We start from the raw sequence: 14,634 nt of genomic DNA, 5'->3' as shown, positions 1-14,634 counted from the left end.
GTCTTTAGTAATCTTGACGAACTCCGCGTAAAAGTTCAGGAAATTTTATCATCTTTAACAAATAATGTCATTGGTTTTCTCACAGGATGGTCTTGGATCTTACATTCTTTATCTCTAGCACATCTTTAGAAAAATGGTATAAGAAATTCACAGTCGTAAATTTTTTACCCCACCCCAACCCTCCCCGAACCCGCGGTCCGGGAGTAAGAAATTCACAAATGATTTAGGATTGCTATATAATAACTGGAAACAAGTGCGATCGCTTCCGAGCCCAACAGCGATCGCATCTACCTCTTTAGCTAGTTACGTTGCGCCCTGCGACTTGCTGCGAGTAGAAAATGTCTCTAATATCTTTAAGCATCCGATCGCTAACACCCAATTTATGGAACCTTTATCAAACGAACGCTGTGTCGCCTGCCACCCAAACTCTACCCGCGTCACAGCATACGAAATTGTCCAACTCAAACCTCAAATTCCTGACTGGACTTTAATCGAAAAAAATGGCGTTCCCCAAATAGAACGCACCTACGAATTCCCCGATTTCAAAAGTGCGATCGCCTTTACAAACAGCGTCGGTGAAATTGCAGAAACCGAAGGACATCACCCGGCATTGTTAACCGAGTGGGGAAAAGTTACCGTTACTTGGTGGACTCACACGATTTCTGGACTGCACCGCAATGACTTTATTATGGCAGCGAAAACCGATGCGATCGCCAATCAATTCGCAACATAAACAGGATTTGTAGCCTGCGCCCGGCCGCCCACCTTAAGCTGTTCGGAATTTAAATTGTATGTCAAAAAACAATAAAACTCTTGTGGGGTGGGCGTCCCGCCCGCCCCGAATATGCAATTTAAATGCGCGACACCTTACAACTGTTTTTTTTGCAATGACCTAGTTAATACTCTAAGAAAGCACCGCCTTCGGCACTGGTGAATGCGGTTGATTGGCATTATTCAACAACTCCAGATTTAGTCGGTAGCCGACATTCCGCACAGTTTGAATCAGGCTCGGCTGTCGCGGGTCGATTTCGATTTTTTTCCGCAGAGAGAGTACGTGAGTGTCGATCGTCCGGGGGTTATCAATAGCATCGGGCCAGGCGCGACGCAGCAAATCCGATCGCGACAGCGGCACTCCTCCAGCTTGAGCTAGCACGTACAGCAGGCTAAATTCCTGGGGAGTCAGCTCAATATGTTCCTCGTACAACCTGACTCGGCGCTGCACCAAATCAATTTTCAGCAGCCCGCACTCCAGCGTCGCCGGCGGTAGCATCGTGCGGTTGCGACGCATCAAAGCTTCCACCCTAGCCATAAACTCTTGCATCCCAAAGGGTTTAGTCAGGTAATCGTCTGCCCCCGCCTTCAAACCTTCAACAATATCCGATTCCGAATTCCGCGCCGACAGCATCAAAATCAGCGACTGCTGCTGCTGTTGCAGCCAGTGGCAAAATTCCAAACCGTCCCCATCCGACAATTGAGCATCGAGAATGACTAGGGTTGGCTGGCGGCTGAAAAATATTTCCCTAGCGTGACTGATATCCGCTGACTGGTGCACCCAGTGACCGACTTGCTGTAGATGCCAGCCCAAGAGCGATCGCAGGTGCGGATTCCCTTCAACAATTGAAATACTTGCAGATTCCACAGAGGCGAGCTTCCCATATCACTAATGGCTACCAGGTTAACAGAGCTTTTGTCAAGGTTTTGTAACCATCGCTACTCAAGCATGAGCTGCATTTAAAGCCAAGAACAAACCCAGGGTAGTAATTTTAAAGATTTGGTCAATTTGAGAGGGTCAGCCTGGAGAAAGGTTAAATCATTCTGGCGGTAAGCTTACAATGAAAATAAGACAGTGTAAAGCCGATAGATCCCATGGCCCAACCGCCTGCCACAACCGATCCCCCTCGCCGAACCGCCACCCATAGGAGGTTGACAAATCGCGCAACGGAAACTAGAATTCCTCCAACCGTTCCCTCGGTAGCTGGAAGACTCACCCACTTTGACCGCAAAATTCAGCAACATCCCGACTCAATTAAACGCACGGCGGATTATCTAGGTGCGGGCAAAAAAGTCGAGCTACTGCATTGCAGCGAGTGAAATTTTTTATGGAGGGTAGCCTGTTGAGCAGGGTAAAAACTTTTATTTAGAAATAGCCTCAAGCTGAGCCAATCAGCATCAATCCAGGCCGTTCCTAAATCCCGCCGTCATTATACAAACCACAAAGGATTTCAACCTCACACCATGCTACAAGACACCCAAACAATCAGGCACTACCAAAAACTCACCGACGCCCTCGTCGAAATGTGGAATAGAGGTTATCGCTTCGATGACCTGCGGCTTTACTTAGACGGCTATTTAGCCGCCCTGCGGCATTCCAACAGTCTGGAACCCTATCTGATTCACCGACTAGAGGAAGAAGCAGCGCGTTACATTCACGACCCCTCCAATTTTGCCATGCCACAGACACAAACTGAATCCGACTACTATTAATACCAAATTTGGTTTAATAAACCCGCTGATTATTGGGTAATTGGTAATGGCTTTTTTTGATACCAAGAGCTATTACCAGAATGATTGAAGAGGTCAGAAAACCCGGTTTTGGTATAAGAGTCCGTCAGAAAGTTGCAATCTGTCCTTTCAAAATTGATATTTAGTAGGGCGGGCCGTCTCCGCCCTACTGTTGTTAAAGTTAGAAGTTGGGGAAAGTTTTGATATCATGTCCGGTCGAGGGACCGCGATTTTTGTAGGGGCCCGTGAGCCAACAATACCTGCCAAAAATCTCCCATCTCAAAAACCCGCCCCGACCGGGATATTATGGTTAATCGTGAGGACATGATATGAGTTCCGAACTAAGATTTTTTTAAGTCTTTAACGCACAATTTAAAACTCAAAATTCCCTACTCAAAACTCAAAACTTTCTTTCTCCTTTCCCTTCGTTGTATTTAAGAAGCCAAAGCGACTTCTACAACTTCTTGCAATTCGCCCTTTTGATACATCTCGATCATAATATCCGAGCCGCCAATAAACTCCCCGTTGATATAAACTTGGGGAATGGTCGGCCATTGGGAATACTCTTTAACGCCTTGACGAATTTCCTGGTCTGCTAAAACATCAACAGTTTCGTAAGGCACTCCCAAAGTATTGAGAATTTGCACCACAGTATTAGAAAAGCCGCACTGGGGCATTAACTTATTGCCCTTCATAAACACCATGATTTTGTTTTGCTTAACCAACTCGTCAATTCTTTCATGTGCTGTTGTACTCATGGTAGCTCCTAATATTGTTTGAAAAATTTTAAACGTTGACTGAGGCAGAAACCGGGTTTTTTACGAAAATCTCTCGTTACAGCCATAGATTCCGGTTGAAAAACCCGGTTTCTTTGGTTTTTGTGCGTAAGTGTAGTAGTTGTCTCTTAACCCACTATTGACAAAAGCACAAATTTGCGATCGCCAATTGCTACTCAACAATTAAGCAACTTGACTTTTCGCTTCCCATTCTGCGGGAGTTAAGGTTTCCAAGCCCAAAGCGTGGATGGCTTCACTAGCCATTGCCTGTTTAAGAGCGCCGTAGACCATTTGGTGCTGCTGTACTCGGCTTTTTCCTTCAAAGGCGGCAGAGACTACTCTCGCTTGGTAGTGGTCGCCGCCGCCGGTCAAATCGTCAACTTGTACCTTAGCGTCGGGCAACCCTGCCTTAATCATTTCTGTTACTTGAGACGGTGTAACCATTGGTTTCTGTAATAAACGGCTGTAATTTAGATTTTAGTGGAACTATTTGTTAGACGATCGCGGTTGAGCGCTGGCCGGCCGGGGATAGGGCGCATCCACAAAACCCAATTCCAGTAACTGCTGGTAAGCTTTCTTGCCCAAGTCGCGAGTTGGCTGCTGCGATCGAATAATCTGAATCAGCAGGGGCACAGCCAATTCGGGTTTATTTTGTGCCCGGTGTACCAACGCCAGCCGGTAGGTAGCTTCGTCGCGCATTTGGGCTGTTTCTACAGCTTTGGTGCGGTGGCTTTCGGCCAAGCGGACGTCAATTCCGGCAAAACTGCTCCCCAGTTGTTGGTAAAAGTTGGACAGTTGATTGAAAATTTGGCGGGATTCTTGGAGTTTTTGAGTAGCGAGTGCGTAATTCTGATCGGAAATAGCACTGCTGGCTTCTGTCATCAAACGCTGACCTCCCTGGACACTCAGCAGGCTGCTGTCTTGCGTCAGAGGGCGGAGATTGTTGGGGTCTGTGGGGTCGTCCCCAGATTCGACTTGCGGTTGGTTCTCTGGCCCAGAAGGTTGTTGTGCTTGGACTTGGAGCGGTTGCAACAGGGTAAAAGCTGCGATCGCCCCGATCGTAATCCGGGCAGTGGAGCGAAGCCAACAAACAGTTCCAGAGTATACCATGAAATTACTTTGCGCCTGTGCGCTTTAAAAAAATATTTAGCTTGAGCCGATCTTACCATTGGCGATCGCAACCGGCTAAGTGTAAACCAAATTTGTTGAAATGTCAAAGGGGGCGCGATCGCGAGAAAGGCTCTTTTGGAAAAATCCAAGTAGAGACTTGACTGGAGGTTCGCATTGTGAGAACATAGAGGTGTCGTGTAAAAAACGGTACTGGAATGAGACTAATTTCCAAGAAAAATCTGGAGAGTGCGATCGAATCCTACTCCGACGATGCCAAGGCTGCGATCGCAGTCTGGCGCAAGGCTATCAAAGAGAACGATTGGGAATCACTAGAAGAGATTCGACAGGGATATTCCAAATCGGTCGATCTAGTCTGTGGATATACCATATTTAATATTAAAGGCAATCAGTATAGATTAATCGTAAAAATCAACTATACAGCCAGAATTATATATTTTAAAAAGTTTTTAACCCATACCGAATATGACAAAATTAAGTGGAATGATCAAGATGAAGTTAAACAGAAAATAGGTTGATTTCCCCTAAACCTATCGGGGACTCATTACAGAGTCCCTGATGTATTCAATAAATCCAAAACATTTAGTCCCAACGTCAAAATCATGAGACTGAGAAACAAACACCCACCTTCTACTTGAGAACCATTGTCTAAGTAAGCAAGCATAAGGAATGAGAAATGAACATCACAATTGAAAAAACAGCTTACGGTAAACTGCTGGCTAAATCTCAGCCTAAGCCAATCCTGAACGAAGAAGATAATGATATTGCCCTCGCAGAAGTCGATTTTCTGATGTCTAAGGAAGAATTAACAGTAGAAGAAGAAACTTTACTGAGTCTCTGGGGGCTGTTGATCGAAGAATACGAATCAAAATATTACCCAGATCCAGAAGTGACTCCCCGGGATGTTCTATTGCATTTCATCGAAGTTCGCGAACTCAAACAAGCCGATTTAGTGGGCGTGATTGGTTCCAAAGGAGTAGTCTCTGAGGTGGTTAATGGTAAACGGGCGATTAGCAAAGCCCAAGCTAAGGCGCTGGGAGAATTTTTCAATGTTAATCCTGGTGTGTTTATCTGAAAAACTCGCCGCGATCGAATAAAAATCGGCGTTGGACACCGCTACTAGACAAACTTTCGTTTCAGCAGAGGGGGACTAATCGAGTTATGTAAGGTGCTTAGGTTGCACCCTACCGCTGTTAGTTACAGTTTCAAACCCCTCAGGGTAAAAACCTCCCTGACAGCTTATAAATATGTTTGATAAATCTACATCAAAATTAAACAGGAATATTTCTGATGGTACAACCAAGCAAACCGACCTGGGACACTCTCCAAGTGTGGGCTCTTCCCCCAGAGGGCATTCAGTTGTCTCTCTGGGATGTTAAGGAAGTAATTTCTTAAGAATCGAGAGTGTCTTGGGACCCGAGAGTTTCAAGATCCTAACAACGATCGCAGCGATTGGTTTGGTTACGGGAAAGTGAATGCTGTGCAAGCTGCGGTGAGAAAGGGCGGCGGCAATCCAAATATCGGAGGTGCGGTGTTCAGCGATATTTCTGGACATTGGGTACAGAAGTTTATTGAAGCTTTGGCTGCGGCTAATATAATTAGCGGTTTTCCTGACGGTTCTTTTAGGCCTGATGACAGTTTAAACCGCGCTCAATATGCGACGCTGTTTGTGAGTGCGTTTAGTCGGATTCCGAGGGTGCCGGCTACAAATTTTATTGATGTTTCTGCTAGTTTTTGGGTGAGAAGTGCGATCGAACGGCCTTCTCGGGGGGGTTTTTGTCGGGGTTTCCGGGGTTGAAGTTCGGCCCGAATCAGAATTTGACTAAGAGTGAGGCGATCGTGTCTTTGGTTAACGGTTTGGAACTTAAGGCCGGCAATCCTGATTCTTTGAAAGTTTACAGCGATCGATCCGTGATTCGTAATTTGGCTGTGAGTGCGATCGCCACAGCAACTAGCTTGAAGATTGTAGTTAATTATCATTCCCGCGATCGGCTTTCTGCGCTGCGGGACATTACCCGCGCTGAGATTTTGGCTTTGATTTACCAGACATTGGTGGCAATTAATCGGGCTAAGGCGATCGATTCTCCTTATATTGTCTAATTGCAATTGGTGCGTAGTGAGGACTGAAGTCTTCAGAATTTTATGAGAAATTTAGTCCTCACTACAAACCTATTTTATTAGGGCAGCTTTTTATGTGGAAAATCCCCAAAAGCTTTCAATACAAATTGCGGCAAAGCTAACATCCTACGCCACCGCCAAGGTTCTTGATAAAGGCGGTACAGCCATTCTAAATGATTGTTGCGAAACCAAGCCGGCGCGCGGGTTTTTGTTCCCGCCCAAATATCGAAACTGCCGCCTACTCCCACCCAAATTGACTGAGGGCAAAGGTGTCGGTGTTTGGCAATCCAAAATTCTTGGCGCGGCACTCCTAAGCCTACAAAAATCAGTTTTGGCTGATTTTTTTTGAGGCTTTCACGGAATTCTTTTTCTTCCTCGGCGGAAACATAGCCGTGTTGAGAAGCAATCGACAATCCCTTAACCTTTTGCTGCCAAGTTTTCGCCGCTGCTGTCGCCACTCCGGGGTAACCTCCAAAAAAAAATACGGGTTCCGAATCCGGGAATTTTCCGGCTTGTTGTAACAGGGATTCTGCTAATTCAATCCCCGGATACCGCTGCACCACTTTGCCGCGCATTCGCAAGTACATCACCACTCCCGAACCGTCGGGGATCACGAGTTCAGCAGAGCGAATTACATCGGCTAAAGCCGGATATTGCTCGGCTTGCATTGCCATTTCAGAATTCAGCGTCACGACGTGACTTCCTAACCCTTGATGCAGGCGCTCCATCAGCCAACCTGGATAATCATCTAATATGTGAACTGGTAGTCCCAGAACTGAAAATTTCGGGCTTGATAGCTCCATTTTTTTTTGTTTAATATTCCTACACATTTAGTTGTTTACATTAGCTTAGATTGGGGCTCAATGCTAGACCAGTCTGGGACGAAAAAAATCGGTTTGTACCACCCAAAGTCTGTTAAGTCATCATTCAGTGAGCCAGAAACGGAGTTTTGGGTACGCGGCGTGCTAGTCTCTTAGAGTTTTCGTGTAAAGTGCGATCGAGCATTAATGTTCGATTTTTTTAACAGAGCCGTCGGCGTACCATTCCATCGGTACTAGCTCAAATTTACCATTAATCTTCACTCTAGAGTAGACAACTTTCACGAAAGGAACGCTGTTGTTATTGTTGTGGCGGCTAGACATGGCAATTACCTTTTTGTGTTTGCAGAACTTGAAAAATGATCTCATATCGGATATATTTAAAAGTCTATTCACCGCAATTCTGCGCGCATCAGGAAAAAGAAGGAAAACGAAATGGCGATCGCAACAACCCAGCGGCAAAGCAGGTTAGATTATTACTACCAGCAAATCAAAACCATCATCCTCAAGCGTCAGAACCCAATTACCGGTTTGCTGCCGGCGAGTACCGCCGTTAACGCTCACGGCGACTACACCGATGCCTGGGTGCGCGACAACGTGTACAGCATTCTAGCAGTTTGGGGTTTGGGTTTAGCTTACCGCAAAATTGATGGCGATCAGGGCCGAACATTTGAACTCGAACACAGCACAGTCAAACTCATGCGCGGCTTGCTGTTTGCTCAGATGCAGCAATCGAGCAAAGTAGAACGTTTTAAAAATAGTCAGTCGCCGCTAGATGCCCTGCACGCTAAATACAATACTCAAACTGGAAGTATTGTTGTCGGTGATGACAAGTGGGGACATTTACAGTTAGACGCTACATCTATATACTTGTTAATTCTTGCTCAAATGACGGCTTCCGGGTTGCACGTAGTTTTTACAATAGATGAAGTCAATTTCGTACAAAATTTAGTTTACTACATCGGTAGAGCCTACCGCACGCCGGATTACGGAATTTGGGAAAGAGGCCATAAAATCAATCGCGGCAATGCAGAATTGAACGCCAGTTCAGTTGGCATGGCAAAAGCAGCACTGGAAGCAATAAATGGGTTGGATTTGTTCGGAATTCAAGGCTCTCAAGCATCAGTAATTCACGTTTTGCCAGACGAAATTGCTAGAAGCCGGGTAACTTTGGAATCGCTTTTGCCTCGCGAATCTAGTTCAAAAGAAGTAGATGCCGCTTTATTGAGCGTGATTAGTTTTCCGGCTTTTGCTGTTGAAGACCGAGAATTAATAGAACGGACTCGGAATAAGATTATTGACAAATTGCAAGGAAATTACGGCTGCAAGCGGTTTCTGCGGGACGGACACCAAACAGTTTTGGAAGATGCGGATCGCCTCCACTACGAACCCACAGAATTAAGGCAGTTCGAGCACATTGAATGCGAGTGGCCACTATTTTTTACTTATTTGTTCTTGGACGGCATATTTCAGGGAAATCAAGCCCAAGTGCAAGAGTACCAGCAGCGTTTGGAATCTCTAGCAGTCGATCGATCTGGTTTGCCGCTGCTACCCGAATTGTACTACGTCCCCGCCGAAAATATAGAAGCAGAAAAGCTAAATCCCCGCAGCCAGCAGCGCTTACCCAATGAAAATATTCCCCTAGTTTGGGCGCAAAGTCTGTATTTTCTCGGTCAATTGCTAAATGAAGGATTAATCGCAGTGGGCGATATCGACCCGCTGGGAAGGCATTTGTCAGTGGGCCCGCACAGAGAACCTTTAGTGCAAATTGCACTGTTAGCTGAAGACGAAGATTTGCAAGCAGAATTAGCCACTAACGGCATTGCCGCGCAAACTCCAAAACAGGTAGAACCAATTCAAGTCCGCCAGACAAAAGAATTATCAGCTATTTACACGCAAATTGGACGCAACGACCAATTAGGTTTAACCGGCCGCCCCGTGCGGCGTCTGCGGAGTTTAACAACTTCTCGGGTGTTTAAAATTCGCGATGAGGCGATCGTATTTCTCCCCTCATTTTTGGACAGACAAGAATTTTACCTAACTCTAGATTACCATTTCCTAGTATCTAAAATCAAAAGCGAAATAGCTCACATTCACCGTCACTGGTATCAGTTGGGACGCCCTACAGTAACCCTGATGCTGACTCACACGATGCTGGAAACTGGCCGGGAAGCCTTGTTAGAATTAATGAAGGAACTCCGGGATGGACACTGCAACAACACGCCAGTTAAACTCGGAAATCTCAAGCAGTTAATGCTGACTGCTGGTACGGAGAGAATTGATTTCATGCACGATTTTGAATTTACCGAATCTCCGGTGACAGGTGCGGTAGAAACGCGCAGCTATCTAACTTACAATCCTGACAAAACTTGGCCTTTGGGTCACACGCAAGAATTTAAATTAGAGTGCGAAACTAATACTCAATTTTTGCTAAATAGCCTGCGTGATTCAGAAAATTTGTACGAACAAATTGAGTTGCTGCACACGTTAGTTCGCCTCAAAGGGTTGAGTTTTGATACAGGATTTGGAGGTGCGGAAGAAACAGTACAAGTTGTGGATTTGCTCAACGAAGTTTATACAAAAGCTGGAGAAAGTTCGCAATCAAAAATCCAATGGGCAGTCATCCGCCATGCCGCAGGTTTGCTGGACAAGGTTGATATCAGCTTATCCGATGCGGTGACAGACATTTTGGTGCGGCAAAAACAGATTGCTGTGGGGAAAGCTTACAGCGAAGATTCGATAATTTCGAGACCCGGATCTTACACGGAAGTGATGGAGAAAATTCGCCAATTCTGCGGAGAAGATATTCGCGATCGAGTTCTAACTCAAGAAGTTCTCATCTACCTAGGCTTGCTAATTAAAGCCGAACCGCAGTTATTTAAAGGTCTGCTAACGCTGAGAGTTAGCTACTTTATTTTGCTCTTAACAAGCGAATTAGCCCGCGAGTTGCAAGTTACGCAAAATGAAGCTTACGAATATTTAATGCAGCTAAGTCCCTTTGAAATCAAAAATCGCCTGCACCAAGTGTTGGCAGAATACGAGGAAATGAATCAAATCCTCAAACAGCAAGAATCCCTGCGCGTCAAACAGCCGGAAAAAGATATTGAATGGGTAGTAGCGCCAGTTTCCGAAGAACCAACAATGCCTGCAGGAGGATGGCGCCGGAAGCGGCAGATGGAAGGGGGAGTTAATCGCGTACCGAAGGATTTTTATCCGAATGTTTGGGGACTGCTGCGGCACTGCAAAGGCTTGATAATTGGCGACAAATTAGAGCGCAGAAACCGCTTGGACAGCGATATAATTTTATCGGAAATGACGCCGGGGGAAAAGAATTTTGCGCTACAAATCGAGCATTTGCTGAATAAAATTGTGGCGCCCGAATACCGACAAGTCAATATTGAGGCGCTGATGGAGTTGGCGGCGATCGGCCAGCGCAACCCAGAATTGCAAGTAGAAGAATACATCGTTTTAGATGTATTAGTCGGTCATGCAGTGCGTCTGAATTGGCAAGGAAAACACCCGGAAAGAGCGGATAAATACGACGAAGATAAAGCGGCGGCTTGGCAAGCTTTTTACAATACTTCGCCTTACGTTTGCGCGAGTCACGTACTGGATGCTTTCCGATTCTTGACGAAGTTTGGATAGATGGAGTGGGAATTCCGATTTTAGATTTTAGCGGTAAGGTGCGCGCTGCAAACCTGCAATATATGACTCCTGCGTAAGTCCTGTGCTTGATCTTCTCTTACAGCCTATTCCAGGTTTATGAAATACGTCCCAGAAACCGGGTTTCTTTACAGTTCTCGCATCATTACTGATTCTGTTGCTCGAAACCCGGTTTCTCTGTAATACATCTACATGGAATCTGCTGTATTTTCTCTCTGTTTTCTTCTTCTGCGCCTTGTGGGGTTCATTTAAAAAAACATTCACAAATCAGGCTCCAATTGCTATAGTTAACCAGTCAATTGAATATTTTCACTAAAATAATGCCAGCAATACTTAGTTTTGAGGTTCCCACCTGTGATTAACAACAAACCGATAACTATTAGCCTCTTTGCTGGAGCATACGGTTTAGATTTAGGTCTCGAAAAAGCAGGAATTCAGACAGTAAGTTTAGTAGAAATAGAACCTGATGCTACCAAGACTATCTCTCTAAATCGTCCTCATTTATCCCCATGCGCTGTACCGAGAGATATTTGCGAAGTCAGCGCCAAAACTCTATTAGAAGAAGGCGGACAAATCTTAGGTTTAGATAGACCTTTGCGTGCCGATCAAGTAGATTTAGTGACGGGTGGCCCGCCGTGCCAATCCTTCAGCACAGCCGGAAAACGCGGGTCTGTAGGCGATCCGCGCGGCAGCTTATTTATGGATTTCATACGCATTGTTGACGAAATCCAACCGCGCTTTTTTATCATGGAAAATGTGAAGGGGTTGCTGTCAGCTCCGATTCGACACCGACCTCACAGGCGCAGAGGTTTAGGTTTTCCGCAATTAGAACCTGATGAGATGCCAGGTGCAGCATTACAAGTGATTTTGGCAGAGATGAAACGCATTGGTTATGAAGTTGTGTATGATTTGCTCAATACTGCGGATTACGGCGTTCCTCAAGTTAGAGAAAGAGTAATTTTTATTGGTTATAAAGGTAATGATTCAGTTACTTTGCCGCTGCCAAATCACAGCCAGAAAGGTACTGGAAAACAACGAAAATGGCTGACCCTTAGAGAGGGATTAAAGGATTTAGTAGATTCTCAGCCAGAATTTGTCCCTTATTCAGAAAATCGCCTCAAGTATCTGCGCCTGTTAACAGCCGGTCAAAACTGGAGGTATCTACCCAGCGAATTACAGCAAGAAGCAATGGGAGGAGCTTATAAATCTGCAGGCGGTAAAGTTGGTTTTTATCGGCGCTTGGCATGGGATAAACCGTCGCCTACTGTCACAACGAGTCCCCATCAAAAGGCTACAGATATGTGTCATCCCGATGAATTGCGTCCTTTGAGTGTAAGGGAGTGCGCGCGAATTCAGACGTTTCCAGATGACTGGGTATTTTATGGCTCAACAGCTTCTAAATATCGGCAAATTGGGAATGCAGTTCCGGTATTATTGGGAGAGGCTATAGGTCAATATCTTTACCAGATAATCAAAGGCGATCGAGTCCAAGGGCGAGAAATATTTGAGCAACTTTCCCTGTTGGCATAACTAAGACTTTAATTTAACTTGCAGATATATTTTAGATAAGTAGGGAGGTGCAAATAAACATTACATGGACCGGGCGGGTGAGAGGATTCATAAACTTGCTTATAGCAATCCTTGCAGGAGTCATAAATTTTTTACCCCACCCCAACCCTCCCCGAGCTCGCGGTCCGGGAGTAAGAAATTTACAAATGATGCGAGGATCGCTATATATCCTAGATCCTGGCTAAACTCGCCCCTACAAGATATTGTTGTTTTTTCCTGCAGCTCTACTTACAGCGGTTTTGATTTGTAGGAGAGGAGGATAATTCGTAGTAGCGCCCAAACGCTACTACAAACCACATTCTACAAAACTCCTTTAGAACTCGGAATCCCAGTAGCGCGCCGCGGGTCGATTTCCACCGCCATCCGCATTGCCCGGGCAAATGCTTTAAATGCCGCTTCCACAATGTGATGAGAATTTCCCCCCTGCAACTGTCGAATATGCAGGGTCATTTGAGTGTGGTTCACCACCGCCGAAAAAAACTCTCTCACTAATTCGGTATCGTAAGTGCCGATCCGCTGGTTGGGAATCTGCAAATTGTAGCTCAAGTGAGGCCGTCCCGAAAAGTCTAGCACTACTTCTATTAAAGCTTCATCCAAAGGTGCGATGAAATGTCCGAAGCGAGAAATGCCCGATCGATCCCCGACAGCTTTTGCTAGGGCTTGGCCTAAGGTAATTCCCACATCTTCGTTCGTGTGGTGGTCGTCAATCTCCAAATCCCCGATCGCCTGCACGTCCAAATCGATCAATCCGTGAGAAGCAATCTGGTGCAACATATGGTCTAAAAACGGAATCCCCGTAGACGCCTTGCAAGTTCCCACACCGTCGAGATTGAGGCTGGCCGTGACATCCGTTTCCAGTGTCGTGCGTTTCACCAAGGCGGCCCTAGCTGGTTGAACTGAACTTGCAGGAGGCACAGAAGGGCGATCGATTATCTCCATAATTTGCAATGGGTCATTCATAAGTTATTGATAATTAGTAATTGAAGATTACAGCTCGATCGGCGCTAATTCTCAAGTATTTAGTTAAGAGAATTATGCAAAACTCAAAACTCTCGAAAGGGGCGGCTTTTGCATAAAACTTACTTGTTATAGTTAAAGTTTATTGTCTCAACCCGCCCCTACATAACTCAAAATTATCGACAAGTGTTACATTCCCATGATTTCGTAACCGGCATCGACATACAAAACTTGACCCGTAATCCCGCTAGCGAGATTACTGCACAGAAAAGCCGCAGCATTTCCCACTTCTTGCTGAGTCACAGTCCGCCGCAGCGGCGCCACTTCCTCAACGTGGTGGATCATGTCCAGAATACCGCCAACTGCTGACGAAGCCAGAGTCCGAATCGGGCCAGAAGAAATCGCATTTACCCGAATATTTAACGGGCCCAGTTCAGCAGCCAGATAGCGAACATTCATTTCCAAAGCCGCCTTAGCAATTCCCATCACATTATAATTAGGAACTACCCGGACGCCGCCTAAATAAGTCAGGGTCAGAATACTGCCACCCTCGGCCATCAGCGGTTTAGCTGCTGCACAAAGCCGCACCAGCGAGTAAGCGCTAATATCTAAAGCATTGGAGAAACCTTGGCGCGAGGTGTTGGTGAAATCTCCCGACAGCTCGTCCTTGCCGGCAAAAGCCAGACAGTGGATCAGGATATCTAACTTGCCCCACTTGTCGGCGATGGTTTGAAAAGTAGACTCAATTTCGCTCTCGTCTTGGACATTGCAGGGCAAATACAGACTGGGATTGAGCGGTTCCACCAGTTCAGCGACTTTGCGCTCGTGCTTGCCTTTCTCGTCCTTCAAAAAAGTTATGCCGAGATTGGCCCCAGCTTTGTGGAGCTGCTGAGCGATACCCCAGGCGATCGAGCGATTGTTGGCAATGCCCGTAACAAGAGCATTTTTTCCGGTCAAATCTATCATCAGAAATATGGGTTTGAAACCTCGTCCTTTTAGGACGGCTTTACATTGAGTTAAAACCTTTGTGGGGTGGAGGGGTATGGTTGCCCCTCCGATGAGGTATGGTTGCCTCAATCTCCTTTCGGAGTAGAAGAGACGAC

The 14,634-nt window shown here is 45.9% G+C and carries 17 protein-coding genes; 9 read left to right on the top strand and 8 right to left on the bottom strand.

What is annotated here, in order from left to right; all coding sequences use genetic code 11:
- The first annotated feature begins 229 nt into the window (after positions 1-229).
- Entirely contained in the window at positions 230-733 is a 504-nt protein-coding gene (locus tag ACUVJL_RS12170) for a 4a-hydroxytetrahydrobiopterin dehydratase (RefSeq protein WP_445246083.1), read from the top strand.
- 171 nt (positions 734-904) lie between these two features.
- On the opposite strand, the gene ACUVJL_RS12165 is transcribed toward ACUVJL_RS12170, so the two are convergent.
- Complete coding sequence (locus ACUVJL_RS12165) at positions 905-1,639, bottom strand: response regulator transcription factor (RefSeq protein ID WP_445246082.1); 735 nt, start codon at positions 1,637-1,639, stop codon at positions 905-907.
- A gap of 227 nt (positions 1,640-1,866) precedes the next feature.
- Between ACUVJL_RS12165 and ACUVJL_RS12160 the strand changes: the two genes are divergently transcribed.
- Positions 1,867-2,091 (top strand): hypothetical protein, encoded by a 225-nt coding sequence (locus tag ACUVJL_RS12160; protein ID WP_445246081.1) that lies wholly within the window; start codon positions 1,867-1,869, stop codon positions 2,089-2,091.
- 144 nt (positions 2,092-2,235) lie between these two features.
- Positions 2,236-2,484: a DUF6761 family protein gene (locus tag ACUVJL_RS12155; protein WP_332952841.1), complete on the top strand. Its 249-nt coding sequence runs from the start codon at positions 2,236-2,238 to the stop codon at positions 2,482-2,484.
- A gap of 452 nt (positions 2,485-2,936) precedes the next feature.
- On the opposite strand, the gene grxD is transcribed toward ACUVJL_RS12155, so the two are convergent.
- The 3 genes from grxD to ACUVJL_RS12140 all read right to left on the bottom strand — a co-directional run bounded on the left by grxD (position 2,937) and on the right by ACUVJL_RS12140 (position 4,388).
- Positions 2,937-3,260, bottom strand: a complete 324-nt coding sequence (gene grxD, locus ACUVJL_RS12150; RefSeq protein WP_333444181.1) for a Grx4 family monothiol glutaredoxin — start codon at positions 3,258-3,260, stop codon at positions 2,937-2,939.
- 201 nt (positions 3,261-3,461) lie between these two features.
- On the bottom strand, positions 3,462-3,722 hold the full coding sequence (locus ACUVJL_RS12145) for a BolA family transcriptional regulator (protein WP_332952846.1): 261 nt from the start codon (positions 3,720-3,722) through the stop codon (positions 3,462-3,464).
- Between the two features lie 42 nt (positions 3,723-3,764).
- Positions 3,765-4,388, bottom strand: a complete 624-nt coding sequence (locus ACUVJL_RS12140) for a hypothetical protein (RefSeq protein WP_445246080.1) — start codon at positions 4,386-4,388, stop codon at positions 3,765-3,767.
- Positions 4,389-4,603: 215 nt separating this feature from the next.
- Between ACUVJL_RS12140 and ACUVJL_RS12135 the strand changes: the two genes are divergently transcribed.
- The 4 genes from ACUVJL_RS12135 (at position 4,604) to ACUVJL_RS12120 (ending at position 6,506) form a co-directional block, all read left to right on the top strand.
- A complete protein-coding gene (locus tag ACUVJL_RS12135; RefSeq protein WP_445246079.1) occupies positions 4,604-4,924 on the top strand; it encodes a type II toxin-antitoxin system HigB family toxin in 321 nt (106 codons plus the stop codon).
- Positions 4,925-5,082: 158 nt separating this feature from the next.
- The gene (locus ACUVJL_RS12130; RefSeq protein ID WP_445246078.1) at positions 5,083-5,481 is read left to right on the top strand and encodes a helix-turn-helix domain-containing protein; all 399 of its coding nucleotides are present in this window, start codon (positions 5,083-5,085) and stop codon (positions 5,479-5,481) included.
- Positions 5,482-5,877: 396 nt separating this feature from the next.
- On the top strand, positions 5,878-6,204 hold the full coding sequence (locus tag ACUVJL_RS12125) for an S-layer homology domain-containing protein (protein ID WP_445246077.1): 327 nt from the start codon (positions 5,878-5,880) through the stop codon (positions 6,202-6,204).
- 20 nt (positions 6,205-6,224) lie between these two features.
- On the top strand, positions 6,225-6,506 hold the full coding sequence (locus ACUVJL_RS12120) for a hypothetical protein (protein WP_445246076.1): 282 nt from the start codon (positions 6,225-6,227) through the stop codon (positions 6,504-6,506).
- A 77-nt stretch (positions 6,507-6,583) separates the two neighbouring features.
- On the opposite strand, the gene ACUVJL_RS12115 is transcribed toward ACUVJL_RS12120, so the two are convergent.
- Positions 6,584-7,327 (bottom strand): WecB/TagA/CpsF family glycosyltransferase, encoded by a 744-nt coding sequence (locus ACUVJL_RS12115; RefSeq protein ID WP_445246075.1) that lies wholly within the window; start codon positions 7,325-7,327, stop codon positions 6,584-6,586.
- 201 nt (positions 7,328-7,528) lie between these two features.
- Complete coding sequence (locus ACUVJL_RS12110) at positions 7,529-7,711, bottom strand: hypothetical protein (protein ID WP_445246074.1); 183 nt, start codon at positions 7,709-7,711, stop codon at positions 7,529-7,531.
- Positions 7,712-7,777: 66 nt separating this feature from the next.
- On the opposite strand from ACUVJL_RS12110, the gene ACUVJL_RS12105 reads away from it, so the two are divergent.
- Positions 7,778-10,987, top strand: coding sequence for a glycoside hydrolase family 15 protein (locus ACUVJL_RS12105; protein ID WP_445246073.1), 3,210 nt, complete (start codon positions 7,778-7,780; stop codon positions 10,985-10,987).
- A gap of 372 nt (positions 10,988-11,359) precedes the next feature.
- Positions 11,360-12,535 carry a DNA cytosine methyltransferase gene (locus ACUVJL_RS12100; RefSeq protein WP_445246072.1) on the top strand — a complete coding sequence of 392 codons (1,176 nt, stop codon included), beginning with the start codon at positions 11,360-11,362 and terminating at the stop codon, positions 12,533-12,535.
- A 339-nt stretch (positions 12,536-12,874) separates the two neighbouring features.
- Here the strand turns inward: ACUVJL_RS12100 and hisB are convergent, their stop codons facing one another.
- Together hisB and fabI are read right to left on the bottom strand one after the other, a co-directional pair.
- The gene (gene hisB / locus ACUVJL_RS12095) at positions 12,875-13,513 is read right to left on the bottom strand and encodes an imidazoleglycerol-phosphate dehydratase HisB (RefSeq protein ID WP_445246085.1); all 639 of its coding nucleotides are present in this window, start codon (positions 13,511-13,513) and stop codon (positions 12,875-12,877) included.
- Positions 13,514-13,720: 207 nt separating this feature from the next.
- Complete coding sequence (gene fabI / locus ACUVJL_RS12090; RefSeq protein ID WP_445246084.1) at positions 13,721-14,497, bottom strand: enoyl-ACP reductase FabI; 777 nt, start codon at positions 14,495-14,497, stop codon at positions 13,721-13,723.
- Between the last annotated feature and the right edge of the window lie 137 nt (positions 14,498-14,634).

Source organism: Microcoleus sp. OTE_8_concoct_300, assembly GCF_031383065.1.
Lineage (GTDB): Bacteria > Cyanobacteriota > Cyanobacteriia > Cyanobacteriales > Microcoleaceae > Microcoleus.
The sequence above is the reverse complement of the archived record's forward strand: the minus strand, read 5'-3'. Positions and strand labels throughout refer to the sequence as shown.

Bases quoted from the DNA above. Each gene is read 5' to 3' on its own strand.
- ACUVJL_RS12160 (WP_445246081.1), top strand. From the start codon at position 1,867: ATGGCCCAACCGCCTGCCACAACCGATCCCCCTCGCCGAACCGCCACC.
- ACUVJL_RS12155 (WP_332952841.1), top strand. From the start codon at position 2,236: ATGCTACAAGACACCCAAACAATCAGGCACTACCAAAAACTCACCGAC.
- grxD (WP_333444181.1), bottom strand. From the start codon at position 3,260: ATGAGTACAACAGCACATGAAAGAATTGACGAGTTGGTTAAGCAAAAC.
- ACUVJL_RS12145 (WP_332952846.1), bottom strand. From the start codon at position 3,722: ATGGTTACACCGTCTCAAGTAACAGAAATGATTAAGGCAGGGTTGCCC.
- ACUVJL_RS12140 (WP_445246080.1), bottom strand. From the start codon at position 4,388: ATGGTATACTCTGGAACTGTTTGTTGGCTTCGCTCCACTGCCCGGATT.
- ACUVJL_RS12135 (WP_445246079.1), top strand. From the start codon at position 4,604: ATGAGACTAATTTCCAAGAAAAATCTGGAGAGTGCGATCGAATCCTAC.
- ACUVJL_RS12130 (WP_445246078.1), top strand. From the start codon at position 5,083: ATGAACATCACAATTGAAAAAACAGCTTACGGTAAACTGCTGGCTAAA.
- ACUVJL_RS12115 (WP_445246075.1), bottom strand. From the start codon at position 7,327: ATGGAGCTATCAAGCCCGAAATTTTCAGTTCTGGGACTACCAGTTCAC.
- ACUVJL_RS12110 (WP_445246074.1), bottom strand. From the start codon at position 7,711: ATGAGATCATTTTTCAAGTTCTGCAAACACAAAAAGGTAATTGCCATG.
- ACUVJL_RS12105 (WP_445246073.1), top strand. From the start codon at position 7,778: ATGGCGATCGCAACAACCCAGCGGCAAAGCAGGTTAGATTATTACTAC.
- hisB (WP_445246085.1), bottom strand. From the start codon at position 13,513: ATGGAGATAATCGATCGCCCTTCTGTGCCTCCTGCAAGTTCAGTTCAA.
- fabI (WP_445246084.1), bottom strand. From the start codon at position 14,497: ATGATAGATTTGACCGGAAAAAATGCTCTTGTTACGGGCATTGCCAAC.